The sequence below is a fragment of the Undibacterium sp. GW821-FHT07F11 genome (genome assembly GCF_059418665.1).
The window spans coordinates 730,578-755,694 of record NZ_JBWKQH010000002.1 but is presented as its reverse complement, the minus strand read 5'-3'; the positions used below and the strand labels follow the sequence as shown (position 1 = coordinate 755,694).

The 25,117-nt window shown below is 49.8% G+C and carries 22 protein-coding genes; 10 read left to right on the top strand and 12 right to left on the bottom strand.

Features of this window, described 5'->3' with window-relative positions; all coding sequences use genetic code 11:
• Window positions 1-449 precede the first annotated feature (449 nt).
• Entirely contained in the window at window positions 450-1,022 is a 573-nt protein-coding gene (locus AC07OI_RS07160) for an outer membrane beta-barrel protein (RefSeq protein WP_492707245.1), read from the top strand.
• A gap of 94 nt (window positions 1,023-1,116) precedes the next feature.
• On the opposite strand, the gene AC07OI_RS07155 is transcribed toward AC07OI_RS07160, so the two are convergent.
• The 5 genes from AC07OI_RS07155 to AC07OI_RS07135 form a co-directional block, all read right to left on the bottom strand.
• On the bottom strand, window positions 1,117-1,476 hold the full coding sequence (locus tag AC07OI_RS07155) for a TfoX/Sxy family protein (RefSeq protein WP_495256715.1): 360 nt from the start codon (window positions 1,474-1,476) through the stop codon (window positions 1,117-1,119).
• Between the two features lie 24 nt (window positions 1,477-1,500).
• Window positions 1,501-2,013 carry a hypothetical protein gene (locus AC07OI_RS07150; protein WP_492707249.1) on the bottom strand — a complete coding sequence of 171 codons (513 nt, stop codon included), beginning with the start codon at window positions 2,011-2,013 and terminating at the stop codon, window positions 1,501-1,503.
• A gap of 41 nt (window positions 2,014-2,054) precedes the next feature.
• Complete coding sequence (locus tag AC07OI_RS07145) at window positions 2,055-2,441, bottom strand: YkgJ family cysteine cluster protein (protein ID WP_495256714.1); 387 nt, start codon at window positions 2,439-2,441, stop codon at window positions 2,055-2,057.
• A gap of 62 nt (window positions 2,442-2,503) precedes the next feature.
• Window positions 2,504-3,370, bottom strand: coding sequence for a DMT family transporter (locus AC07OI_RS07140; RefSeq protein WP_495256713.1), 867 nt, complete (start codon window positions 3,368-3,370; stop codon window positions 2,504-2,506).
• A gap of 39 nt (window positions 3,371-3,409) precedes the next feature.
• On the bottom strand, window positions 3,410-4,207 hold the full coding sequence (locus AC07OI_RS07135) for a putative hydro-lyase (RefSeq protein WP_495256712.1): 798 nt from the start codon (window positions 4,205-4,207) through the stop codon (window positions 3,410-3,412).
• A gap of 140 nt (window positions 4,208-4,347) precedes the next feature.
• Here AC07OI_RS07135 and AC07OI_RS07130 point away from each other — a divergent pair, with 140 nt between their 5' ends.
• From AC07OI_RS07130 to AC07OI_RS07115, 4 genes are all read left to right on the top strand, one after another.
• On the top strand, window positions 4,348-5,265 hold the full coding sequence (locus AC07OI_RS07130) for a LysR family transcriptional regulator (protein WP_495256711.1): 918 nt from the start codon (window positions 4,348-4,350) through the stop codon (window positions 5,263-5,265).
• A 463-nt stretch (window positions 5,266-5,728) separates the two neighbouring features.
• Entirely contained in the window at window positions 5,729-6,820 is a 1,092-nt protein-coding gene (locus AC07OI_RS07125) for a serine hydrolase domain-containing protein (protein WP_495256710.1), read from the top strand.
• Between the two features lie 119 nt (window positions 6,821-6,939).
• Window positions 6,940-7,527 (top strand): hypothetical protein, encoded by a 588-nt coding sequence (locus AC07OI_RS07120; RefSeq protein WP_495256709.1) that lies wholly within the window; start codon window positions 6,940-6,942, stop codon window positions 7,525-7,527.
• A gap of 38 nt (window positions 7,528-7,565) precedes the next feature.
• Window positions 7,566-7,718: a hypothetical protein gene (locus AC07OI_RS07115; protein WP_495256708.1), complete on the top strand. Its 153-nt coding sequence runs from the start codon at window positions 7,566-7,568 to the stop codon at window positions 7,716-7,718.
• Between the two features lie 57 nt (window positions 7,719-7,775).
• On the opposite strand, the gene AC07OI_RS07110 is transcribed toward AC07OI_RS07115, so the two are convergent.
• From AC07OI_RS07110 to AC07OI_RS07080, 7 genes are all read right to left on the bottom strand, one after another.
• Complete coding sequence (locus tag AC07OI_RS07110; RefSeq protein WP_495256707.1) at window positions 7,776-7,937, bottom strand: hypothetical protein; 162 nt, start codon at window positions 7,935-7,937, stop codon at window positions 7,776-7,778.
• A 323-nt stretch (window positions 7,938-8,260) separates the two neighbouring features.
• On the bottom strand, window positions 8,261-8,788 hold the full coding sequence (locus AC07OI_RS07105) for a hypothetical protein (protein WP_495256706.1): 528 nt from the start codon (window positions 8,786-8,788) through the stop codon (window positions 8,261-8,263).
• Between the two features lie 2 nt (window positions 8,789-8,790).
• Window positions 8,791-10,119 (bottom strand): AAA family ATPase, encoded by a 1,329-nt coding sequence (locus tag AC07OI_RS07100; protein ID WP_495256705.1) that lies wholly within the window; start codon window positions 10,117-10,119, stop codon window positions 8,791-8,793.
• Between the two features lie 78 nt (window positions 10,120-10,197).
• Window positions 10,198-11,928, bottom strand: coding sequence for a glutamine--tRNA ligase/YqeY domain fusion protein (locus AC07OI_RS07095; protein WP_495256704.1), 1,731 nt, complete (start codon window positions 11,926-11,928; stop codon window positions 10,198-10,200).
• A gap of 178 nt (window positions 11,929-12,106) precedes the next feature.
• Window positions 12,107-13,435 (bottom strand): GGDEF domain-containing protein, encoded by a 1,329-nt coding sequence (locus AC07OI_RS07090; RefSeq protein ID WP_495256703.1) that lies wholly within the window; start codon window positions 13,433-13,435, stop codon window positions 12,107-12,109.
• Window positions 13,432-14,421, bottom strand: coding sequence for an ABC transporter substrate-binding protein (locus AC07OI_RS07085; RefSeq protein WP_495256702.1), 990 nt, complete (start codon window positions 14,419-14,421; stop codon window positions 13,432-13,434). The genes AC07OI_RS07090 and AC07OI_RS07085 overlap by 4 nt, the downstream gene beginning before the upstream one ends.
• Window positions 14,422-14,423: 2 nt before the next feature.
• Window positions 14,424-16,475, bottom strand: coding sequence for a TonB-dependent receptor plug domain-containing protein (locus AC07OI_RS07080; RefSeq protein ID WP_495256701.1), 2,052 nt, complete (start codon window positions 16,473-16,475; stop codon window positions 14,424-14,426).
• Window positions 16,476-16,795: 320 nt separating this feature from the next.
• Between AC07OI_RS07080 and dnaE the strand changes: the two genes are divergently transcribed.
• The 5 genes from dnaE (at window position 16,796) to waaF (ending at window position 25,117) form a co-directional block, all read left to right on the top strand.
• A complete protein-coding gene (gene dnaE, locus AC07OI_RS07075) occupies window positions 16,796-20,314 on the top strand; it encodes a DNA polymerase III subunit alpha (protein ID WP_495256700.1) in 3,519 nt (1,172 codons plus the stop codon).
• On the top strand, window positions 20,301-21,635 hold the full coding sequence (locus tag AC07OI_RS07070) for an O-antigen ligase family protein (protein WP_495256699.1): 1,335 nt from the start codon (window positions 20,301-20,303) through the stop codon (window positions 21,633-21,635). Before dnaE ends, AC07OI_RS07070 begins: the two co-directional genes overlap by 14 nt.
• Before the next feature lie 75 nt (window positions 21,636-21,710).
• Window positions 21,711-23,456 (top strand): lipid A export permease/ATP-binding protein MsbA, encoded by a 1,746-nt coding sequence (msbA, locus tag AC07OI_RS07065; protein ID WP_495256698.1) that lies wholly within the window; start codon window positions 21,711-21,713, stop codon window positions 23,454-23,456.
• 36 nt (window positions 23,457-23,492) lie between these two features.
• On the top strand, window positions 23,493-24,071 hold the full coding sequence (locus AC07OI_RS07060; RefSeq protein WP_495256697.1) for a peroxidase-related enzyme: 579 nt from the start codon (window positions 23,493-23,495) through the stop codon (window positions 24,069-24,071).
• On the top strand, window positions 24,068-25,117 hold the full coding sequence (gene waaF / locus AC07OI_RS07055) for a lipopolysaccharide heptosyltransferase II (protein WP_495256696.1): 1,050 nt from the start codon (window positions 24,068-24,070) through the stop codon (window positions 25,115-25,117). Before AC07OI_RS07060 ends, waaF begins: the two co-directional genes overlap by 4 nt.

Genomic DNA, 25,117 nt, shown 5'->3' with positions numbered 1-25,117 from the left:
CTTAGTGAACTGACAATTTGGGCGCATTGCAGCGCGTAGTGTGCCACCTCGCGCTTGCAAAGGCACCAGCCTTAGCTGCACAGGGTACACACCTTAGGCCTTGCACTACATCCCAAATCGTCTTGTTCGCACTCACCCCTATTTATGAAATGAGTTCCATGTATTTGATGTCATCCGGGGAAATTTCAAGGCCAGTAGCCCTATTGAGCCTTATTGGGGCAAAAACATCTTGTTCAATATTCATTATCAGAGTCTAGTCAGATGATACCAATAAGACACTGAAACAGTACTTGGGCATTTTTGATTTAATTTTTGCAAGCTTTTGTGTACCCTTAGATTGCTTCCTGGGCAACGAAACAGCTGAATGCCTGTTTGGCGATGTGTTTTGATGCTTCAGGCCAGGTATTTGGGCTTACTCAGATACGTAAACAAGTGAACAAAGGATACTTATGCTGATCAAAAAACTTACCATCATCGCGTGCGCGGCGGTAGGTATGCTCGCCAGCTCTTTCGCTACTGCACAGACCTATCTTGGTGCTTCTGTGGGTCAGAGCGATAACAGCAACTACTGCAACTACGCCACAACTTGCGATTCCAAGGCCACCAGCTACAAGCTGTTTGGTGGCTATAACTTCAACAAGAATTTTGCAGTGGAAAGCAGTTATTTTTCCGGCGGCAAAACCTCAATCAATTCAGGCGTGGCGCTTGGTCATAGCGAACAAAAGAAAACCGGCTTCAGTCTGGCCGGAGTGTATAACTATGAATTCAACGAGGCTTTTGCCGGTTTTGCCAAACTCGGGATTGCGCGCGTGAAAGCAGAAACGACTTACGACACTTCAGGCCTGCCTTCTTATTCCGCTTCGAATACGGGCAACCAGGCCCTGCTTGGCGTGGGTGTATCGTACAAAATCAATCCTAACCTTGCTGTCCGCGCAGAATTCGAGAAATACAATGCCCGCACTTTCTCCAATAGCGGCACTTCCGGAAGCAATCTGTCGGCTGGTTTGCAATACAATTTTTAATTGATTGTCGCTGGTGGCGTTGATGGATGGATTCCATCAACGCTCACGACTCTGACGATGAGATGATGAGCCTTGACTGGGGTTTGGTTTTGTCTCAGGCAAGGCTTTTCTTACCGACTTTGCTGATTTTTTTGACTGGCACAGGCAAAGCATCCGCTGTGGCACGCGCCAGTGTAGTCAAACCATCCCGGTCTTCCAGTAAGTCGCTGTCGATGAGGTACCAGGGTTTGGCTTGAGGGTAGGGCTGTGCTTGGGGGATCGTGGCTGATAATTGCGTTAACAGTTGCTGACCCACCGCGGTCGGCTTGATGAAGAGTTGATCATCACAGATCAACGCAAACATCTTGCCCGACATATAAAGTGCATATTCACCAAACATTTTTTTCGCGACCACGTCTTCACATCTACTTAACTGATCGAGAATAAATTCTACAAAGCTTGCTTGTGATCCCATGATTTTATTCTGAAAAATTTAATTTCAGTCAGGACGGCGAAAATCGTCAGCTATCCAGGCCCTGGCATTTTGCTGATTTAACTTATAGTTAGGTGCAACCCTGACCCTGGCTAACTCAGTATTACCTGCATCCTGGGCGCTGAGCCAGGCATAGGGATCATCTTCATCAGGCACGATGTCTAGCATGATCTTGAAGTCAGCTTCATCAGTCGCAACCATCAGACTCTTGTGCAGCGTTGCATGCAATTGCTGTTCATGACGGCGTATCACTTCAGATGCGGTTTTCACCAGCGTGCCAAACGCATTGGCATCCAATGGCTTGGGATTCTTTTTATCGCGCCCCATGGTCCATGGGCCAACCAGAGCTGGTTCAGGCTCACCATCCTTGATCATGGCAACTGCCCAACCCTCATCATCGTCGTTCTTGATGACCTGGGCTGTCCAGCCCTTGTCGCGCCACAGGCGTGGCTCATGGATTTTGTTGTCCTCTTCCTGAGGAATGTTATCTTCTGATGTGTATTCGTTATCGTTCGTCAAAGCTGTTCCCGGTTTATTTCTTCAGGCTGCACATCCTACACTCAAGCGGCCAGTTTGTCTGAATCCTTCTTGCTTAGAACCGACCTTAGAACAGGCAGAGCAGCCAAACCGTGTTTGGCGCGGGCATTCAGGCATTTGTCATCGCCAGGCTGCACCTCACGGCAGGGGGATGGCCTCTGCTCGTATATGCTGCATTTGACGACTTTGCCAACTTCACCCACCAAAGCCTGACAGTGCGGCCTGGATTGATTGGTGCCGCTCAAACAAGAATACACTGGTGTCAATGCTTCGACCATGGAATCAGCAATGCCATTTGCATCTGCCTCGGCCCAGTAAAACGAAACCCGGTAGCTGGCACAGCAGGCTCCGCAATCAAGGCAGGGTTCATTTTTGTTAGCAATCTGTTGGTCAGTAATTTGTCTTTCCATAAAATGTGTATGAGTACCGGTTAGTGGTGCTATGCCATGCTGGAATTTTAAATTCAGTTTTTTCACTTGCCAACAGGCTTGAGTGACAAAAACAATCCTCCTGATATTAACACTGCGCCAAGTAACAGGGATAAAGTCAAGGTTTCACCCAGTACGATGATGGCCAGTGATACACCGACGATAGGCATCAAGGCTGTGAACATCGATGCTTTTGCGCCCAACTGCTTTACGGCCAGATTAAACAACAAGACCGATACCACACTCACCAGCAAGCCCTGATAAACCGCCTGCACAGCGATAGCACCGGCATCTAGCTGGAACAAGGCTGTACCAGCAAAGAAGAAATACACTGGTACATATAGCAGACCACCTACCTGTATCACGCTGACCACCGATAGCGGATTGGTATTCCAGCGCCGCATCAGCACCGTATAAAACGACCACATCAGGGCAGCGAGCATGAACAGCAAATCACCACGCCAGGCCTGGGCATGAGCGGCCGATTGTGGCTGCAAAATACTGCCCGCCTTGACGATGACGACACCAACCAGCAGCAGGCCTAGTCCCAGCATAGGGATACCGTCGCGCTTGTCCAGCATCATCTTTGCCAGCAAGGATGTGAACAAGGGCGTAAAAGCAGGATAGATAAGTGAACTATGCGAAGCAGGTGCCCAATGCAGACCGCCTACCAGTACCATGTTGTACAAGGGGCCAGCCAGTAACAACAGGATCAAGGCTTTTGGCCAGCCTATGCCAGCGGCGTTCTTGACGCCAGCCTTGAGAAAGAAGGGCAGCATCACCACGCCGCTGACGGCAAAACGTAATACGGTCAGGTCAAAAATATCCAGCGATGCGCGGTAACCAAAACTGGCAACCACCGGCTGTGCACCCCAGATCAATGCTACCAGCAAGCCATAAACTAAACCCATTAACCCCATTGCGCACATCCTCTACAGAGTGTAATTTTTTCAAAGCACCGAATAATCGCTATTGCGCAAATCCGTCAATAGCATGTGACCAGGCGCGTGGGTAATGCATAGTTCAGGTTTTGCATGAATCAGTGCTGCTTGGGGTGTGACACCACAAGCCCAGAATACGGGTAGTTCACCCTCATTGATCGTTACCGCGTCACCATAATCAGGCTGGGCAAGGTCGGTAATGCCTATCAGCGCCGGGTCACCTATATGCACCGGTGCGCCATGAACGCCAGGGAAACGCGAAGTGATCTGTATCGCCCGTATCGCATCTGCCGCCTTCATGGGGCGCATTGTGACTACCTGAGGCCCCTGGAATGCGCCTGCAGGCGAGGTTGGTATGGCAGTGCGATACATGGGCACATTGCGCCCTTGTTCTATATGGCGTATGCCTATGCCATTTTCCATCAATGAATGCTCGAACGTGAAAGAGCAACCCAGGGCAAAGGTCACCAGGTCATCACGCCAGATGTCACTGATGTCAAAAGGCTCAGTCACAAGCTCACCATTGCGGAAGACACGATAGCTAGGTACATCGCTACGGATATCAAGATCAACCCCGAGGAAAGGCAGGAAAGGGTCACCAATCTCTGACACAGCAATCAAGGGACAGGGCTTGGGGTTTTTTTGACAAAAGCGGTGAAAATCGCTGGCATCTTTGGCAGGCAAGATCACCAGATTCACTTGCACATAACCAGGTGCCAGCCCCGAGGTTTCTTTACGCCATAAACCTTGACGTATGGCAAGGCGCAGTTCTGCAGGTGACTGGGATATAACAGAAGATGAGGACATGGGCTTCTCCATAGCATGTGGATAGTGAGAGTTTTATCAATGAGTCATGACGACCGGATAAGTATTGCAATCAGTATAAAATGTGATTTTGATAGAAGATAATTGAAGTTATTGCCAATAGTTGATAAGATTTATCTATCATGCGACCTTCACTACAGCAACTTGAAACCTTTTACTGGATAGCCCGGCTGGGTGGTTTTCATGCTGCCGCCAAGCATCTGCACCTGACCCAGCCTACGATTACTGCCAGAATCCAGGAGCTAGAAGATAACCTCGGCCTGAAGCTGTTTGAACGTGGCGGTCACCGCGCCGTCATCACGCCAGTCGGACGCGACGTGCTGGCACAGGCAGAAAAAATGCTGCGCCTGTCTGACGACCTCGAACAAATCAGCAAACGGCGCAACCCCATGCGTGGTCTGCTGCGTCTGGGCGCAAACGAATCCACTGCCATGTCTGGCCTGATAGAATTGTTGGGGCGCTTAAAAGCCCAATACCCTGACGTGCGCATAGAGCTGACCATAGATGTAGGTGCCAACCTGAGCCGCAAACTGAATGCGCGCGAACTTGATATCGCCATCCTCAGCGACCCCGTCTCTGCACCCCATGTCGTTGACGTTGCGATAGGCCATGTCGACCTGGCCTGGGTGGCATCCACCCAAACCGTACTGAACGAGCAAGCGCTGCACCCCGCAGGCATGGCGGCATTGCCTGTCGTTGCCATGCCATCACCAACTACAATCTGCAATGTCGTCATGGAATGGTTCAGGCTGGCAGGGCATGAACCAGAAAATCTCAGCATCTGCAATTCCATGGCGATGATGATCAAACTGGTCGCCGCAGGCCACGCCATTGCCGTGCTGCCGCGTGCAGTGGTTGATGCAGAAATCAAAAGTGGCATCATCCGTACATTGACAGTAAAGCCGCCATTGAATCCGTTGATGTACTACGTTTCTTACTTGCGCCAGGAACAAGGGCTGGCGGATGGCAAGCTCGTTACCATGGCCCGTGAAGTATTGCAGCAAAGCGGTTTGCTGCTACCGCTCACACTGCCACGTTAAAGCCGTCAACTCTCAAAGCATTGGGTGCAGTAGGTCATGTCTTTTATAGGGTTTACGCAAAATTGTCCCAGCAAGGCTATCGCTTTAAGAGTCGTCCTTGCAAGGACGGTTTGTTACGTCGGCAGACAATATATTGTCTGAAACTCCGACTACACCGCCAGCGACGAAGACAGTGCTCTAGCACCGAATTTGCAAACTGCGGGAGCTGCAACGCAGCGGGGGCGGTTTTGCGTAAGCCTTAACGCATTTGGTTCCTCAAAATTTCACTTTCAATCCCATATATTGCGCTTCCGTCTCAATCTGCCAACTTGAAAAGCAGGTATTGCCTATATTGCGCCATGTGCATGCAATCAAGCAGCACCGGCGAAGGAACAAACTTGCCTTTGCATAGTCTTACCAGTTTGCAGATCTCTCCATGAGTGGGTCTGGGTTTCTTAATCCTGAATCAGAAAGCACAACGAACATGAAAAAAACTTACCGCCTTCTCCCTGCAAAATTACTGATGGCAATGCTGGCACTGGGTGCAATTCAAGCGCATGCAGCAACATCCATGTCAGACGCAGACATCTTGAACATCCTCAAACAGCGCGTCGATACTGACAAGAAAGGCGTCGGCCTGGTAGTCGGCATTGTCGATGAAAAAGGTAGCAGGGTCATCAGCTACGGCTATGCCAATCTCGCAGAACGCCGCCCTGTCGATGCCGATACCCTGTTTGAAATTGGTTCTATCACCAGCGCATTTACTGGCGTGGCCATGATGGACATGGCAGAAAAAAACGAAATCAGATTAAAAGATCCGCTCGCCACTTACCTGCCAGGTAACGTCAAGGTACCTTACTATGACGAGAGGAAAATCACACTGGCTGACCTGTCTTCACACCGCTCTGGCTTGCCTGCCTTGCCTGCTAACTCTGGTGGCGATAACCCATATTCAGGCTTCAACGCCAATAAGGCTTATGAATTCCTGTCCAGCTACGACATGAAATACGATGTCGGCACCCGTTTTGTCTATTCAAGTTTTGGCAATGGCCTGCTGGGCCTGGCACTCAGTCAGCGCGCCGGTACCGACTATGACACCCTGATCAAAAACCGCGTCACGACGCCTCTGGGCATGACAGCCACTGGCGTCAACCTTAACGCAGACATGCAAAAACGCATGGCAACAGGCTATAGCAGCAAGGCACAATTTGCCACGGCACCAGCATGGAACTTCACATCATTTGAAGGCGCAGGTGGCTTGCGCTCATCCGCCAATGACATGCTCAAATTTGTTGCCGCAAACATGGACCAGGCCAAGACACCCTTGAACAGTACCATGCACAAGCTGCAGGTACCATTTGAGGCAGGCAACCGTCTCTTGTTTGTCTGGGGTGGCTATAACAATAAATTCGACAGTTCCATCCTCGGCCTGGAAGGCAAGACCGGCGGCTACAGCAGCTATATTGCCTTCGATAAAAAAGCAGGCAAAGGAGTTGTGATCTTGTCGAATGCCGATGTCAGCGTGGCAGATATCGGCAACAAGATTATCAATACCGAGTTCCCGCTGGCGCAATAAGTTGACGGCTGCAGGCAGATGCGCCTGCAGCCGTCAGCGGAATGAAAAACCGCAACAGAAACATGAAGGTATGGCGTCGTCATGATTGATGGACGACATGCAAGATAGTGGATATGTGAATGGCATCAATACAGCAAGCATTGCATGGAACTATCCATATCAGGATGTGGCCTCTCCTCTTCATCCTGATGATGCACATCTTGTTCTTCCTGGTTTTATTTCACAGCTATGCTCCCCGGAAAGACAAAGACGAATCTGGAACAGTCGTAACTTTCCTTACGCCAGTTATACCGCAAGCAGATCCATTGACGTCAAGAATTGAACATGAAAAAGCAGAGCATCAAAAGCCGCAGCCTGTTGCCAAAAAAGAGTCTGCACATTTACCCAGGGTGACAACGAATCCAGCATCAGTCGAGAAATTGCCCGCACCTCCGGCAACAGCAAAATCATTTGCCGACATAACAGCCGATATTGGAACAGATATGCCTGGCAAAACAGGAGTCAATCTTAGCCAGCTTCGCTCACAGGCAACATTGTTAGCCAGGAGTCGGCACAAGCTGAGGGCAGTGAAGCTGGTTATACGGGTATTCTCGGTGATTACTACGGCAGCTATAACGGTGCCGATACAGGTACGTTTTATATCCACGTCGATCACACTGGCAATATCTTTGGCTCTGCCGATTCACGCACAACCCATAGCAGTTTGACGATCACCGGTAAAGTATCGACAGATGGCGTCGTACAAATGAAAGGAAAAGGTCTGGCTGGCTCAGCCAGTTTCGATGGCAAAATTAATCTCAAGACAGGTGCCGTGTCCGGTCACTGGAATTTGACGGGTTTTGGAAGAGGGCAATTTTCTGGTCAGCGTGCCAAGGCTGTTGGTGGCAGGGCTTATTGATGAAATAAAGTAACTCGCTGATGGGCTGGCAAAAACTATGTGCACATGCCAGTAGTTTTATTTGGGCGATGTTGGTAATGGCAAAAAACCCAGTCGCTGTGCCTTGTCTACAGCCTCTTTAACCGCCTGCTGAACAACCTTGTTTAAAGCTGCTCTATCAAGCAATTTTTCTGCAATCGGGTCATGCCCCTTTGTCAGGTCGCCAGTATTTTGTTCCATGATTTTTCCTCAATAATAGCAATAGATTTTTGGCTGTCACCTTCAGCAATCAATTTTGGATCAGCCAATTCAGAATTGTCGAATGCTCTATTTATCAGCCAAAGGCAAATACAAATGACGAAAATTTTGTAATCTGCTGTTGAAGCTTTGCCAAACTTGCTCGCTAATCCACAAACTGACGGTACCCGATTTCGTTATCCTCAGCATTCAACTCTGTGTCGCCTAAAGTCAATCGAGTTCGTAACAGCAGGTTCAATCTGTACGGAGTCTGCCATTTTATAATTGATCGAGTCCTACATCGTCTAAGATGCCCTGTCTTAACGTTAAGAGGTAGGTAAACCGATTTGGGTTCTTTGATTTTTGCTTAATTTTTTCTTTGGACAACAACATTTCCCTATGTAGTTAGCAGAGAGAAGTTGAGAGTGGGATTTTGCGTTTTGAAATATTGAAGGTGGACTAATATTCTTAGGGTATAGCAATGGATTAGTTAAGAATTTAATTGCTCTTTTATCCTTAGTGCAAATTAATTTGCAACCGGTGACACCAATAATTGCAATCAAATGAGGGTCATCAAAATCTGGATCACTTTCGATACCCTCTATAACTTTTTGTCTTTGATCGACTTTTTTCTTATCTACTTCAACAACCTTTCCAACCTCTTTTAGTAATCGCAGAAATTTCAAAAACCAAAGGTGGTGCTCAATTATCTCAGCAGTAAATTTCGTTCCGCCGTAGACAAGCTTACCGTCACCTTCAAGGATCCAATTTGAAACAACTCTAAAGTTGCTGTGTGTTTTTTCGTTGCTTTTAAATACCGCAGATAAAACACAAGTGTCGATAATTATGCACATTTTTATATAGATAAAAGTTGCAACTCTTCTTTGATAAAAAAATCCTTAAATTCTCGAACCAGTTCTATTGGATAGCTACCATCTTTCTTGATTTCAATTCTGGCGACGACGTTAGTATTATTTATACCTTTTGAGAAAAACAGAATTTGTGCAGATGGTTTTATTCTCTTTTTTGATTTACTAAGCTTTAATCTGAATCGATCAATTAAGAAGTCGCTGTGAGTCTCGATATTTAGCATATGCTTTCGTTCGTCGGCCATTTGAAAGAAAAAATCTCCAAATGCAGCTTGCGCTCGAGGGTGAAGATGGACTTCAGGTTGCTGAATAATGAAATGATCCTGATTGTCCGCAAATGCAATTTCAATTAAGACTGGAAGCGCTTGCGATACACCATATCCAACATTTGACGATTTGTATTCTATCCCTTTGAATTTGATCAACAATTCAAATGGTGATGATTGATTGTTGCCGTATTCTTTGACATTTAGTTCATCAAATAAGTGCGACTCTTTCCCAAAGGTCGATACTATTTTTTCTAACCTTGTTCTCAGTTCAGGAATGTATTTTTTACTAAAAGCATTCCTAATAATTGAGGGGATATGACTGCCTTCAGGGGTAAATTTTAGAGCCTGTTTTACATGTATTGGCTCAGCTTTTGCTCTGATTGGTGCGATCCATGTGGGTCTTCTAAATGGAGATGGATTTAATCTGGTTTTAATATTTTGATCAGAAGGATCTTTCTTAATGGACTCTAATGCTAAAACATTCATTGCGCAAATTAGGGGTGATGGCATCGGTAAACTTGAATGCTTGTATACAAGTTTTTTTACAACTGAGCCTTCAATATTCTTTTTCTTGCCCCACATTAATTCGGCAGTTACATGAGATGGGCGATTTGATAGATCAATTTGTGCATTGCAAATCGATATTAAAACCTTGTCGTGCCTAAAATTAGCATTAACTAAGAAACCGTTGCACAAATAAGTAACTTTTTTAAGGACTACAGCACCATCATTGTTCCCAAAATGAAATGAAATAGAATCAATGAGACCTAACTGTTTCGTGTATGAATTCCTGAAATAACCAATCGAAAATAGTTCTGAGACTGCATTTAGATCAAAAACATCACAAACATCACAAGATGACGAAAAATCACAGTACTCAGAAGCAAGTTCTTCAGAGTAATAAAACCTAGGGCTCGACAAAATCTCAATGAGCGACACGACAGTTGTTTTACCTGTACTGTTTTCGCCCACAAAAAAATTAACTTGACTCAATGGTATAAGTGTTTTTTTAAATCCCCTGAAATTATGTATTGCTATGCCTGGCATATGCATCCTTTTCTCAGAAGTGTTCAGTTATTTTTAACACAAGATCGAGTGTAAAGAATTAATTTGAAAATAACAATATTATTTTCCCCAACTATCCTTCAAAGTCGTCACCCGATTAAACACCGGCTTCCCAACAACAGAGTCCACGCGGTCCGCCACAAAATAACCATGGCGTTCAAACTGCAAACGTGTATCCGGTGTGATCGTTGCCAGACCAGGTTCCACGTAGGCGCCTACTACTTCCAGTGCATTCGGGTTCAGCAAGGCCATAAAGTCTTTGCCGCCGGCATCGGGGTTTGCGTCAGTGAACAGACGGTCGTACAGGCGGACTTCTGCTTCCAGCGCATCTGCGGCGTTGACCCAGTGCAGGTTGCCTTTGACTTTGTAGTTGGCGCTGCCTTCTGTACCGGATTTGCTGTCGGCGAAGTAGTTGCAATGAACGGCGATGACCTTGCCGTTTTCATCCTTGTCGCAGCCTGTGCATTCAACGACATAGCCATAGCGCAGGCGCACCTTGTTGCCGGGGAAGAGGCGGAAGTAGCCTTTGACGGGTTCTTCCATGAAGTCTTCCTGTTCTATCCACAGTTCTTTGCCTATGGTGAATTCGCGGTTGCCCAGCTCAGGGTGGTGCGGATGGATAGGTGCGGTACAGGCGATGTTTTCGCCTTCAGGGAAGTTGTCGATGATGAGTTTAAGCGGGCGCAGCACGGCAGTGGCGCGTGGTGCTTTGGGGTCAAGGTCTTCGCGCAGGCAGCCTTCCAGCGTGCTGTAATCGATCCAGCCGTCAGAGCGGGTCACGCCTATGCGTTCGCAGAACAGTTGCAATGATTCTGGCGTGTAACCACGGCGGCGGATGCCAACGATGGTAGGCATGCGTGGGTCGTCCCAGCCATTGACGATATTTTGTTCTACCAGTTGGCGCAGTTTGCGTTTGCTGGTGACGACATAGGTCAGGTTCAGGCGGGCAAATTCATATTGTTGCGGTACTGGTTTTTTGAAGAAACCACCTTCGGCGGCGCGTTCTATGATCCAGTCATAGAAAGGGCGGTGATCCTGGAATTCCAGCGTGCAAATCGAATGGGTAATGTTTTCTATCGCATCTGACAGTGGGTGCGTGTAGTCATACATGGGGTAGATGCACCAGTTGTCACCGGTACGGTGATGGTGGGCGTGGCGTATGCGGTAGATGGCCGGGTCGCGCAAATTCATGTTCGGTGAAGCCATGTCTATTTTTGCGCGCAGGATGTGCTCGCCATCCTTGAATTCGCCCGCCTTCATGCGACGCAACAAGTCCAGCGACTCGGCTGGTGCACGGTCGCGGAAAGGCGAGTTCACACCCGGTTTGGAAAAATCTCCACGATTGGCGGCCATGTCGGCAGCGCTTTGGCTATCGACGTAGGCATGGCCTGCGCCGATCAGGTATTCAGCGATTTCATACAGGCGGTCAAAATAATCACTGGCGTAGTGCAGGTGTTCTGCGCCTTTGTTGTTCCAGTCAAAGCCCAGCCATTTGACGCTGTCCATGATGGTATCGACATATTCCTGGTCTTCTTTCTCAGGATTGGTGTCATCAAAGCGCAGGTGGCAACGGCCAGCGTAATCGCGTGCCAGGCCAAAGTTCAGGCAGATGGATTTGGCATGACCGATATGCAGGTAGCCATTCGGTTCAGGCGGGAAGCGGGTGATAACCGTGGGCAAGCCGTCACGTGCATATTTGCCAGAGGCCTGGTCATTGTCGATGATGGCGCGCAGGAAGTTGGAAATGGGTGCAGGTGTTGCATTATCGTTATTTTTTATATCTTTGCTCATAGCTAATGACTGTTGTGAACCTTGTAAGGCACTTTGTAAATAGGGAGATGACAAGCATTTTACCGTAGCGCAGCATGGATGGCGCGAAGTTTGCTCATGCATGGGGCTGGAATGCCAGCCTGAAGGAGGTATCAGGGGTAGTCTACCCTAAAAAATGGTTGATCTGGCAAGGCCAAATTTACATCTCGCTGGATTCAACGCGATTGCGCCCACACTTCTTGGCGTGATACAGGGCATTGTCAGCGCGTTTCATCATGTCATTGATATTGTCGGGATGGTAATAGCTGGTGACCCCAAAGCTGGCGGTCTTCTTGCCGACCACCTCAAATTCATGATTGGCAATGGCGCAACGCAGCTTTTCTGCTGTGGCTATCGCTGCATGGATAGTAGTCTCGCGGAAGATGACCAGGAATTCTTCGCCACCCCACCGGCCTACGGCATCCATGCTGCGTACATGGTCTTGCAGGATGCGCGCAATATTGATGAGGACCTGGTCGCCGGTTTGATGCCCATGCGTGTCATTGACTTGCTTGAATAAATCAATATCGACAATGGCGAGAGAAAAGCTGGTGCCGTAGCGCTGGCTGCGCTGGTGTTCTTCATCCAGTATCTGTTCCAGCTTCAGGCGGTTATACAGGCCGGTGAGCCTGTCTGTGCTTGATAAGAGTTCAAGGTCATGGTTGCGCAATTCCAGTTCGCGGGTGCGGGCGATGACCAGGTTTTCGAGGTTGGCGTTGACTTCCATCATGGATTTATGGCTGCCTTCTAGCTTTTCAGCCATCTGGTTGAAACCGGCTTCCAGCTCCTGCAATTCACCCCCAGAATTTGCCGTGATGCGGGTATCAAGAGCGCCTTTTTCCATGCGGTGTACGCCATCCAGCAAGCGTGACAACGGGCGGGTCAGGTCGCGGCTCATACGCAGCGCCAGTATCGATGCGCAGACCGTACCTACCAGGCCTATCAGTATGCTGAGGGCGACGAAGACATTCTTGGACTGGTGACTGGCATGGGTGCTCAGCTCCAGGTAGACGCGGCCCAGCAGCTTTTGTTTGCCAGTCTTGTCGCTGGGGACGCGGTCAAACAGGTCGAATGCATCTGCTTCAGATTTGCCCTGATAAATGGGGGCAGCAAAGATCAGGGACTCATGATCACCGCGCAATATCTTGCCGCTGTCGGCAGCACGTGCATGCTCAGGCCCCAGTTTGCTGGGTTTGCCACTGACTGCCAGTACTTTGTTGTCTGCATCGGTGATGACTACGGCTTTGGCGTCGTCTTCTTTCATGACTGATTGTGTCAAAGCCTGCAAGACTTCGCGGTTGCCAGAAAATGCACCATATTCACTGGCTGGTGCCAATTGACGGGTGATGACAGTACCGCGCGCCTTGATGGCGCCGTCAATTTCAGTAATGCCGACAATGACGACCAACAATACCAGCAGGGCAGAAATGATCCAGACCGGTGCCAGTGCCAGGAATAATATGCGATGGGCGAGTGGCCAGTTCTTCATTGGGCACGCTCCGGCAGTGATTTTAATTTACGCGTCAGGCTTACTTCATCATCGATTTCCATACTCAGTGAACGGCTGACCTGGGTATTTACATTGACACTGAAGTAGCGCGGATATTGGGGCTGGGGCAGGTATGCACTATTGGGCTGCGTCTGTATGATCTCTGCCACTTGCTGGGCGATCTGGGCGGCGGAACTATACACGCCAGCCAAAGCACCAGCCTTGACATAGGCGGCAGAAAAACCGAACAAAGGCACTTTTTGCCGGTAACTGGTCAGCAAGATACTGGGGATATTATTGCGGTTATAAATGGCGGCATCAGGCAAGGCCAGCAGACTGTCACTATTACTCAGCAAGCGGCGCAGGGCAGGCAATAATTCAGAATCATCATTGACGGTTTCGACATTGATTTGCATGTCCATTTCTTTGGCGGCGGCAGGCAAGCCCACCAGCATGTCGTTTGAGTCTTTGCTGAGCAATAATCCTATGCGATTCCGCCCTGACATGCTGATGCGTATCAGCCCTAATTGCCTGTGCCAGGGCTGGTCAAAATAAATTGCAGAGAAATGATGTGGGTCTTGATGACGGCCATATTGCTTTGCTATTTTTTGAAAAGTATTGCGTGGTACCAGTACATTCAAGACAGCCATGGCGGGCGGTTTTTGTGCCATCGCTGTCATGGCGGGTGTGCCAACGGCAATCAGTAACTGATTGTTGGCACTGCGCGACAAATCTTCACTTTTGTAGTTGTTGAGACTCAAGACCTTGATGGTATTTTTTGCCGTGCTGCCTTGTGTTGGCTGGCTACTGAGCAGGGTGTTCAAATGGTTGGAGAACTCAGTATAGGCAGAGCCTTCTTCACTAAGCAAGATGGTAATATTGTCTACTGCCAGAACAGTTTGTGCGTACAGCAAACTCAGGATCAAACCTATGCAATTCGCTATATATTTCAGATGCCGCAGGTGCCTGGTTGACTGCCAATACATGTTTAAAGGTCCAGTCTGAAATTCAGCCTCAGCGCGCGTCCTGGCAATTCATTATCGTGCCGGTATTCAAAATATCGTGCATCAGCAATGTTTTGGGCAATCAGAGAACACTCCGCTGATTTGCCACCAACTTTAAACTGGTAATTGAGCCTGCCATCAAAACGCCGGTTACCATCTATGAAGTAGCCACGGTTTTCGCGCGGATTAAAATCGGTGGAATTAAACTTGGTTTTTGCGACTTGATAGGCGGCCAGGCTGGCGCTCCATTGCTCATTGATTTTATGGCTGAGCAGCAGGTTGTGGTTGTATTTGGGGAGAGAGTCGCTATACACGACGCCATTCACATTATCACTTTTCACGCCACCACCAGACAGGCCATAGATAAGCCTGGTCTTGTCCGTCAGTTGCGCCTTCAATTGCAATTCATAACCACGCATGATGGCTGTACCTGCATTCAGGTTGCCGCCAGCAGGCGAGCGCTTGTTCCTGACATCGATCAGCTGGCTGTAGTCATCATAGAACAGGCGAAAATCCACATCAAGGTTGCCGTATTTGCCTATGTAGCCTATCTCTGTCGATTTCACTCTCTCGGTCTGCATCTCTGGCAAGCCAGGGTAAAACTCTGCACTGCGCCAATAGCTGTCATAGGTTTTTTCGTAGACAGAAGGCGAACGTGTGGCACGTGAATGACTCAGGCGCAGGGTATGGCCGGGTTGCATATGCCAGTTGACAGCAGCCCTGGGCGTGGTGTCAGTGCCGGTATAGGTATTGTTTTCTATCATGCCGCCGACATTGAAGACCAGGTCAGGGCGGGCGCGCCATTCAAGGTTGCCAAAAAAGCGGCGCAGATGATAAGGGAAATCACCATACAGATACTGGTTGTCGCCTACGCCTAGATAATAAGGGGCATAAGTCTGGTCGTAGCGTATGCTGCCACCCCAGACCAGGCGGGCATTCTTGAATGGTGAAAAAGTATGCTGCACTTCCAGATCATAGCGCCGCAAGATGGCATCGCCATCACTGACACCATCTGAATCTTTCAGGCGGGCATACACTCTTTCCACGGTATGAAATGCCTGGACGGATAATTCGCCACCACCTTCCAGCGCCCGGCGCCAGTGCAGCATTTCAAAATGATTTTCTGCCCGCCTGGTGATGGCTGAGACATTATTGTATTCACCCACTTCACGCGGCCCGCCGTTATAACCGAACTGGAATTCCAGCGTGTCGGCAGAATTGACCTGGTAATCGGCGCGCAGATTCAGATTGTGGATAGTCTTGTTGTCGAACTTGTTCAGGTTCCAGAAAGTGAAAACAGATGTTGGCTTTTTGATGCGGTCATCCTCACCCTGATCTTCCCTGATACTGGCTGTCAGGCGATAGCTTAGTGCACCATTCTTGCCGCCATAACGGAAGATGCCTTCCTTGCGGCCATTGCCAAATGCCATGGAAACGGTCTTGCCCTGCGTCTCAGCCGGGTGGCGGGTAATGATATTGATGACGCCAGAATAAGAGTTGGCACCGTAGCTGGCAGAATCCGGGCCACGTATGACTTCTATGCGCTCTATGTCATCGAGGACGATGGGCAGGTCGCTCCAGTTCACGCCGCCAAACAGGCTGGCATAAACAGACCTGCCATCTATCAGGACCTGCATGCGGTCTGACGTGGTGGTGGTGACCATGCCATGATAGGCCACCGTGCTGTCTGCTGAATAATAGGGGTCGGCATGGTAAGCCACATACATGCCAGGCACCAGGCGGAAAATCTCGGACAGGTCCCAGGCACCAGAATCCTTGATCATTTGCCTGTCTATGATGGTGACGGCAACAGGGGCTTCATTAATGGGTTGTGAAAGACGAGATGCAGACAGGACGACCGGCATGTCATCCAGGAATATCGATTCTTCACCGCCACCCGCCGTTGCCAATTGAGGAAGCAGGGAAAGCAGCAGGGCAGCACAAGCTGCGCGTCTGGACAGCAGTCTGGGTAAACGTTTGCGATGGCGTATGCCAGACAAGTGAATGCGGGTAGTGCGTTTTTTTTCTGCTATCAAGATATGCCCCAGAGCCAGAAAATGCATTGATTTAGAGTAACACAGCACAGGAGTGCGAATGTAGCCTAAATGCAAAGACTGTAGCCAGAACTGTCCTTTGCATCTCTTGAATTGTTGTTTTTATGGCGCAGGTTTGAGAGCATGATGCTTTATTTGAAATTTGTACAATAGACAAATTAAAACGCAAATTATTGACGGCATGATGAATTAACCGGCACTGGCCGTTAGAAAATTAAAGTTAAATTAATATAAATTGCATATTTGAAAACTTCAGTAAGGCAAAGCTTCTGAACAGCTTGGGCAACGGGTAGAATAGCGGTATGACTACAGAATTAATTACCTCCCCTGAAACGACCAATGAAGTTGTCGTGAGCAAGCCCTACGAGCCTGCCTTTGTCCACCTGCGCATCCACTCTGAATATTCGATTGTCGATGGCTTGGTGCGTATTGATGATGTCATTAAGGCAGCAGTAAAAGACAAACAGCCAGCATTGGCCATTACTGACCTGGCGAATTTGTTCGCCATGGTGAAATTTTATAAAGCCGCACGTGGCAAGGGTATGAAGCCTATTGCCGGCTGCGATGTCTGGATCAGCAATGATGCAGATCGCGACAAGCCATCCAGATTGCTCCTGCTGGTCAAGAACAAGCTTGGCTATTTGCAGTTATGCGAATTGCTGGCGCAAGCCTGGCTGACTAACCAGCATAAAGGCCGTGCCGAAATCCGTTATGAATGGTTGCAGAGTATTTTTGAAGAAGGCAAGGGCGGTGGACTCATCGCTATTTCTGGCGCACATTTTGGTGATGTCGGTGTCGCTATTGATAATGGCAATCTTGAATTGGCAGAACAAAACGCCAGACGCTGGTCCAGCATTTTCCCCGACCATTTTTATATAGAAATACAAAGGGCAGGCCAGGCGAATATGGATAACCATGTGCGCGCTGCCGTGGCCCTGGCTGGCAGGCTCAAATTGCCGGTGGTGGCAACCCACCCTGTGCAATTCATCAGCAAGGATGACTACACTGCCCACGAAGCGCGGGTCTGTATTGCCGAAGGCGATATGCTGGCCAATGGCCGTCGTGTGCGCAGGTTCAATGAGCAACAATGCTTCAAGACCCAGGCCGAGATGGCAGAACTGTTTGCCGACCTGCCAGCAGCCTTGCGTAATTCAGTCGAAATAGCCAAGCGCTGTAACCTGATGCTGGAGCTGGGCAAGCCCAAGCTGCCTGATTTCCCTACGCCTGAAGGCATGACCATCAATGACTTTTTGGAGCATGAATCCCGGCGTGGTCTTGAGTTCCGCCTCCAGCACCTGTTCCCAAATGAAGAAAAGCGCGAGAAAGAGCGCGCTCGTTATGAGGCCCGCCTGAAGTTTGAAACCGACACCATCATCAAGATGGGTTTCCCTGGTTACTTCCTCATCGTTGCTGACTTTATTCAGTGGGCAAAAAATAATGGTGTGCCGGTAGGACCTGGCCGTGGTTCTGGTGCCGGTTCTCTGGTCGCATATTCACTGCTGATTACTGATCTTGATCCTTTGCAGTACAACCTGCTGTTTGAGCGCTTCCTCAATCCTGAGCGGGTATCCATGCCCGACTTTGATATTGATTTTTGCCAGGAAGGTCGTGACAAGGTTATTCAGTACGTGAAAGACCGTTACGGTAAAGAAGCGGTGTCACAGATTGCCACCTTCGGTACCATGGCTGCCAAGGGCGCAATACGCGACGTGGGTCGCGTGCTGGACTTTGGCTATATGTTCTGCGATGGTGTCTCCAAACTGATCCCATTCAAGCCGGGCAAGCAGGTGACGATAGCCGAGGCGATTGTTGAAGAACCCTTGCTGGCGGAGCGTCAGGAAAACGAAGAAGAAGTCAAAACCCTGCTCGACCTGGCACAACAGGTAGAAGGCATCACCCGCAATATCGGCATGCATGCCGGTGGTGTGTTGATTGCACCAGGCAAGCTGACAGATTTTTGCCCGCTGTATACCCAGGGTGGTGATTCTGGTGTGGTATCTCAATACGATAAAGACGACGTCGAGGCCGTTGGCCTGGTCAAGTTCGACTTCTTGGGTTTGACCACATTGACCATCCTTGACAGGGCAGTGCGCTATATCAAGATGATGGACCCGGCCATGGCAGATTTTGATCTGGCCAAATTGCCGCTCGATGACAGGCCATCTTATGAATTGCTGACCAAGGCCAAGACCGTGGCCGTGTTCCAGCTGGAAAGCCGCGGCATGCAAGGCATGCTGAAAGATGCGCGTCCGGATCGTTTTGAAGACATTATCGCGCTGGTGGCTTTGTACCGCCCTGGTCCTATGGACTTGATCCCGGATTTCTGTAAACGTAAGCACGGTGAACGCTTCGATTATCCTGATCCACGTACCGAAGGCATTTTGTCTGAAACCTACGGCATCATGGTGTATCAAGAACAGGTTATGCAGATGGCCCAGGTGGTCGGTGGCTATTCACTCGGCGGCGCCGATTTGCTGCGTCGTGCCATGGGTAAGAAAAAAGCAGAAGAGATGGCCGAGCATCGCCAGATTTTCCGTGACGGTGCTGCGAAGGATGGTTTGCCGCAAGAAAAAGCCGACGAGATTTTCGATTTGATGGAAAAATTCGCAGGCTATGGTTTTAATAAATCCCACGCCGCCGCATATGCCTTGCTGTCTTATCACACCGCTTATCTGAAGGCTCATCATGCCGCTGCGTTCATGGCAGCCAATATGTCGCTGGCCATGGATGATACTGACAAGGTCAAGATACTGGTGGAAGATGCGATTGATATCTGCAAGCTCAAAATGCTGCCGCCAGATATCAACCAATCTGAATACCGCTTCATGCCGGTTGCAGAGCCAGGTAAAAAGTCCAGCCAGATACGCTATGGCATGGGTGCTGTCAAAGGCTCGGGCCAGAATGCGATAGAAAGCATCATCACCGCCAGAAAAGAAGGTGGTCCGTTTACAGATTTGTTTGACTTCTGCAAACGTGTTGATAAACGCCAGGTCAATCGCCGTACTGTGGAGTCGCTGATACGCGCCGGTGCCATGGATTGCCTGGGCAAAGACCGTGGCGTCTTGCTGGCTACCGTCGATTTTGCTCTGGAAGCAGCAGTACAGGCAGAAGCCGCAGCAAACCAGGTCAGCCTGTTTGGCGACGATGATGATTTGATCGCGCCACCAGATTACCTGGATGTGCCGCCGTGGACAGACAAGAAGCGCCTGACCGAAGAAAAACTGGCACTGGGTTTTTACCTGTCCGGTCATCTGTTTGATTCCTATGCGCCAGAAGTGCGCCAATTCATCAAGACTACCCTGGCCAAGCTGGAACCATCACGCGACTTGCGTCTGATTTGCGGCATCATTACCGGTGTGCGCACGCAGATGACACAGCGCGGCAAGCTGCTCATCGTCAGCCTTGATGACGGCACTGCCGTGGTCGAAGTGACGGTGTATAGCGAAATCATGGAAGAATTCAAATCCTTGTTCAAGGAAGATGAATTCCTGGCGGTGCTGGGCAAGGTGTCTGAAGACAGGTTCTCTGGCGGCTTGCGTATTTCGACAGAAAAAGTCATGGATATAGGCCGCGCCCGCGTGCAGTTCTCACAGGGTTTGCGCCTGACTTTGACATCCAGCGCAGATACCAAAAAGCTGCAGGATTTGCTGAAACCACATCTGAACGCCGATGGTTGTCCGGTATTGATACGCTACCAAAATGCCAATGCGAGCGCCGAGCTGTATTTGTCAGACCAGTGGCGCGTGAATCCGGATGATGTCTTGCGGCAGAACCTGGGTGAGTGGCTATCCATGAAAAACGTCAAAATTGAATACGCCTGACGCCATGAGTGCAGCCAGTGTATTACCAACGGGTGGCGGTTCCATGCAGATGGAGCCGCAGACTGGCTGGCGTCAGTCTTTGCCACATCAGATATTGACCGGTTTGCCATTGACGTTATTTTTCCCCGTCGGTGTCATGTATGGCGGTGTGTTGCTGTTTTATATCAGTTTGCTGGTATCTGGCAGTTACCTGAAAAAGATACACAGGATCAGGCAAAGTCCTATGCTGTTACCCATATTGGGTCTGAGCCTGGTCAGCATAGTCCTGGCTGCGGTACAGGATGTGCCACCAGAAATCAGCAAGGAATTCTGGCCAGGTATTTTGCATTATCAGACTTATTTGTTTCTCTTGCCTTTCCTGACTGTGACTGCGGGTTTGTGGCAAAGACGGGCCGCGTATGTATTTTTTGCTGGTGCGATATTGGCAGCTACGCTGTTTGTGGCAAATTTCTTCCACCTCTTGCCCGTCAATACCTTGTTTCGCAGCTATGTGATTTATGAAGGTAATAAATCCATTTTACTGGGGATACTGATGGCGGTTGCTGCCGCCTGGATGTTGCATGACTTGCGCATGCATCGTGATCATTTTCTCTGGCGTGTGCTGGCGATTGTATATGTAGCCGCAGCGCTGGTCTTGCTGGCAAAAACCAGGACTGCCAGCCTGCTGTTTTTCCTGTTATGTGGCGTGCTGATCTTGCGTCAGATGGGATGGTCATGGCGCACTGTAGCCTTGCCTTTGATCTTGCTGGCAGCAATGGGTGGTGCCTGGAAATACGCCTTGAGCCTGCCACCACCAACGACTTGTGAAGTGCGCCTGGTGCAAGCCGGCCCATGGGAAATTTTCAAATTGCGCAGCCTGTGCACCGTGCATCAGTTGCATGATTTTTCTCAGGGGCGCAAGGTCAATGACGATGGCATGCGGCTGGAGCTTTACAAGATTACCAGCGAGATCATTGCAGACAAGCCTTTGGCTGGACACGGCATTGCTACCTGGATGTATCTCTACCAGCAAAAAGCCAAAGGCTTGATCAGCGCCACCATGACCACGCCGCACAATGATTATCTTTTGTACCTGACCGAGGTGGGTGTACTTGGTTTATCCGCTTTGCTGTTGATCTGGGTGACGCAGTACTGGGTGGCTTACCGAATGACCTTGCATGAAAATCCCGCAACCAGGGAAATGGCCATGCCCTTGCTGATGCTGACAATCGCCATGATGCTGGGAGGTATGTTCAATGCGATATTACGTGATGGTGTGTTTGGCATGGCTTTCATGATTTTGCTGGCGATACCGCTGGCTGGCATGCGGAATAAAAACTGATCATCAGACAGTAAATGATTTATGTGCGGGCCAGTGTGACTGGCTGGCATCAAGACAGGATATGAATTTCACGCTATGAGTTTGATCAATAAAGAAACCATCGATGTTTTCCGGCGCTTGTGGCTTGCCATCACGCCTTACCGTTCAAGGGTATGGTGGGCATTGCTGACCATGCTGGGTACGGCTTCGACTGAAGTCATGTTCCCCAAAGTGTTGGGTTACATCCTTGACCATGGCTTTAATGCCGATGCCAAAAAACTGGCTTTATGGATGGTGCCAACGGCTATCATTGCCATTTTTTTGTTCCGTGGCATTTGTACCTTCACCACCAGTTACCTCATGACCTGGGTGTCCACCAGGTTGCTGAATCAATTGCGTGCCAAGGTATTTGACCGCATCCTGAATGTGCCCATCAGCTTTTACCAGAGTGAGTCCAGTGGCCGCATCATCAATACCATTATGTTTGAGGCCCAGCAAATCGTGGAGATGCTCAAGGTCTCGATGACCACGCTGTTCCGCGATTCATTGACGGTAATGGTGTTGCTGGCCGCCTTGTTGTGGCGTAACTGGCAGTTGACCATCATTGCCCTGGTCATGATGCCTGTCATGGCGTTTCTGGTGCGCGGTGTCAGCAAGCGCTTGCGCAAACTCAATCAAAGCCAGCTGGATGTCAGCAATGAACTGACCCAGGTCATAGAAGAAGCTACCCGCGCCAGCCAGGTCATACGCATCTTTGGTGGTCAAAAATATGAGCAAGAACGGTTCGAAGCCAAGAATGAAAAACTGCGTGGCTACGCCATGCGTACGACTATCGCTGTCGCATCCACTACGCCGTTGACACAATTGGCGGCTGCGATTGCGGTGGCGGTGGTCATCATGTTTGCGGTGTCGCAGGCAGCGCAAGACTCAACCACGGCAGGCCGCTTCATCGAATTTGTCAGTCTCATGATGCTATTGCTGACGCCCCTGAAACGTCTGGCAGACCTGAATGGTCCCATGCAACGTGGTATGGCGGCGGCAGAATCGGTATTTGCCCTCATTGATACTTTGCCAGAAACCGATAGCGGCAAAGCCTTGCCAGCCCGCGCGCAAGGCAAATTGGAATTTGTACACACCAGTTTCTCTTATCCTGGTCAGGAGCAGGAAGCTCTGAAAGATATCAACCTCAGCATAGCACCGGGTGAAACCATCGCCCTGGTCGGCATGTCTGGCGGTGGCAAAACTTCGCTGGTGAACCTGGTGCCGCGTTTTTACACACCAGATTCTGGCGACATCCTGCTCGATGGCATTTCATTGCATGACATTTCCTTGACCAGCCTGCGTGAACAAATCGCCATGGTCAGCCAGAATGTGGTGTTGTTTGATGACACCCTGGTGTCAAATATTGCCTACGGTGATTCCAATCCAGACCCCGCACGAGTGGCAGCGGCAGTGCAGGCAGCACACCTGACTGATGTGGTGCGTGATTTGCCCGATGGCTTGAATACCATGATAGGTGACAATGGCATGCGTCTGTCCGGTGGTCAAAGACAACGCCTGGCCATCGCCCGCGCCATTTATAAAAATGCACCGATATTGATACTCGATGAAGCCACTTCTGCGCTGGACAGTGAATCTGAACGCGCTGTACAGGCGGCCTTGGATGAACTGATGCTGGGTCGTACCACGCTGGTCATTGCTCATCGTTTATCCACCATAGAACGCGCCAGCCGTATTGCCGTGCTGGTCGATGGCAAGATAATCGAAATGGGTACGCATGCAGAATTGCTGGATAATGGCGGCACGTATGCCAATCTGCATCGCCTTCAATTTGCAGCATGACGCTGTTCGCTTCATTGTGATTCAAAAGGAAAACTCATGACTACCGCGATTTCCCGTTTCCCTGTTCCAGAAATAAAAGACTTACCTGACGATATACGCGAAAAGGTATTGGCCGTGCAGGAAAAAGCCGGTTTTGTACCGAACGTATTCCTGACGCTGGCGCACAGGCCAGATGAATTTCGTGCCTTCTTTGCCTATCATGACGCCCTGATGCTGAAAACTACAGGTAACTTGAACAAGGCCGAGCGCGAGATGATAGTCACCGCCACCAGCGCCAAAAACAATTGCCTGTATTGCGTGGTCGCCCATGGCGCTATCTTGCGCATCTATGCAAAAAATACTCTGGTGGCTGATCAGGTCGCCGTCAATCATTTGAAGGCAGATATCACCCCGCGCCAAAGCGCCATGCTGGATTTCGCCATCAAGGTCTGCCTGGATTCGCAAAGCGTCAACGATGCAGACTATGCCTTGTTGCACACCCATGGGTTTGATGATGAAGATATCTGGGATATAGCAGCTATTACTGCATTCTTTGGCTTGTCCAACCGCATGGCGAATGTGATTTCCATGCGCCCGAATGATGAGTTCTTCCTCATGGGGCGCACGCCAAGATGAGCGTCGTTGTGCAAAGTCCTGCGAGCCGTATTCTCGTCATTGCGCCCAACTGGATAGGTGATGCCGTCATGGCGCAGCCTTTGCTGCAATTGCTGAAGCGCGATCATCCAGATGCTGCGATAGATGTGCTGGCACCCGCCTGGGTAGCACCGGTTTTGCACGCCATGGTGGAAGTGGATACAGTCCTGGAAACGCCATTCAAGCATGGTTCTCTGCAGTTACGTGAACGCTGGCGCTATGCACAGATATTGCGACAGCGTGGCTATGCAGCCGCCTACGTTTTACCCAATACCTTGAAATTTGCACTGCTGCCGTGGATGGCTGGCATCAAAAAGCGGGTAGGTTACAAGGGCGAAAGCCGTTATGGCCTCATCAATGTCATGCACCATGACAGCAAACCCGTGCCGCGTGCCATGGTGGCATTTTATGCAGCGCTGGCCAGCGAACCAGTAACTGATCTCGCACAGAGCTTCCCCAAGCCACGCTTGCAAATCACTTCTGCACAGACAAATACTGTCTTGCAGGAGATGGGCTTGTCGGCTCAGCAGCCTTTGATCTGCTTTGCCCCCGGCGCAGAATTCGGTAATGCCAAACGCTGGCCCGTCAGCCATTTCGCAGAACTGGCAAAGACTATCCTGCAAGCACATCCTGAGGCACAAATTGTTTTACTGGGTTCCCCCAAGGATGTTGAAGTTTGTCAGCAGATTGAGGCAGCTTGTCCTGCAGTACATCAATTCGCCGGCAAGACCAGGCTGGATCAGGCGCTGGCGTTGATCGCCGCGAGTAACGCCATGGTGTCGAATGATTCTGGCTTGCTGCACATTGCCTCGGCATTCAACAGACCTGTCATTGCCATTTATGGCCCGACTGATCCTGATCACGCCCCGCCATTTTCTGACATCGCGCATTCGCTATCGCTGCGCCTGGCCTGCGCACCCTGCAAGCAAAGGGAATGTCCTCTCGGGCATCATGACTGCATGAACAAGCTTGATAGTCAGATGGTGTGGCAGCCCTTGCAGCCGATACTTAGCGCTTCAGCAACCTGA

Bases quoted from the DNA above. Each gene is read 5' to 3' on its own strand.
- AC07OI_RS07135 (WP_495256712.1), bottom strand. From the start codon at position 4,207: ATGTCCTCATCTTCTGTTATATCCCAGTCACCTGCAGAACTGCGCCTT.
- AC07OI_RS07110 (WP_495256707.1), bottom strand. From the start codon at position 7,937: ATGGAACAAAATACTGGCGACCTGACAAAGGGGCATGACCCGATTGCA.
- AC07OI_RS07095 (WP_495256704.1), bottom strand. From the start codon at position 11,928: ATGAGCAAAGATATAAAAAATAACGATAATGCAACACCTGCACCCATT.
- AC07OI_RS07105 (WP_495256706.1), bottom strand. From the start codon at position 8,788: ATGTGCATAATTATCGACACTTGTGTTTTATCTGCGGTATTTAAAAGC.
- AC07OI_RS07115 (WP_495256708.1), top strand. From the start codon at position 7,566: ATGAAAGGAAAAGGTCTGGCTGGCTCAGCCAGTTTCGATGGCAAAATT.
- AC07OI_RS07140 (WP_495256713.1), bottom strand. From the start codon at position 3,370: ATGGGTTTAGTTTATGGCTTGCTGGTAGCATTGATCTGGGGTGCACAG.
- AC07OI_RS07130 (WP_495256711.1), top strand. From the start codon at position 4,348: ATGCGACCTTCACTACAGCAACTTGAAACCTTTTACTGGATAGCCCGG.
- AC07OI_RS07160 (WP_492707245.1), top strand. From the start codon at position 450: ATGCTGATCAAAAAACTTACCATCATCGCGTGCGCGGCGGTAGGTATG.
- AC07OI_RS07100 (WP_495256705.1), bottom strand. From the start codon at position 10,119: ATGCCAGGCATAGCAATACATAATTTCAGGGGATTTAAAAAAACACTT.
- AC07OI_RS07085 (WP_495256702.1), bottom strand. From the start codon at position 14,421: ATGTATTGGCAGTCAACCAGGCACCTGCGGCATCTGAAATATATAGCG.
- AC07OI_RS07090 (WP_495256703.1), bottom strand. From the start codon at position 13,435: ATGAAGAACTGGCCACTCGCCCATCGCATATTATTCCTGGCACTGGCA.
- AC07OI_RS07145 (WP_495256714.1), bottom strand. From the start codon at position 2,441: ATGGAAAGACAAATTACTGACCAACAGATTGCTAACAAAAATGAACCC.
- AC07OI_RS07120 (WP_495256709.1), top strand. From the start codon at position 6,940: ATGGCATCAATACAGCAAGCATTGCATGGAACTATCCATATCAGGATG.
- AC07OI_RS07060 (WP_495256697.1), top strand. From the start codon at position 23,493: ATGACTACCGCGATTTCCCGTTTCCCTGTTCCAGAAATAAAAGACTTA.
- AC07OI_RS07125 (WP_495256710.1), top strand. From the start codon at position 5,729: ATGAAAAAAACTTACCGCCTTCTCCCTGCAAAATTACTGATGGCAATG.
- msbA (WP_495256698.1), top strand. From the start codon at position 21,711: ATGAGTTTGATCAATAAAGAAACCATCGATGTTTTCCGGCGCTTGTGG.
- AC07OI_RS07155 (WP_495256715.1), bottom strand. From the start codon at position 1,476: ATGGGATCACAAGCAAGCTTTGTAGAATTTATTCTCGATCAGTTAAGT.
- waaF (WP_495256696.1), top strand. From the start codon at position 24,068: ATGAGCGTCGTTGTGCAAAGTCCTGCGAGCCGTATTCTCGTCATTGCG.
- dnaE (WP_495256700.1), top strand. From the start codon at position 16,796: ATGACTACAGAATTAATTACCTCCCCTGAAACGACCAATGAAGTTGTC.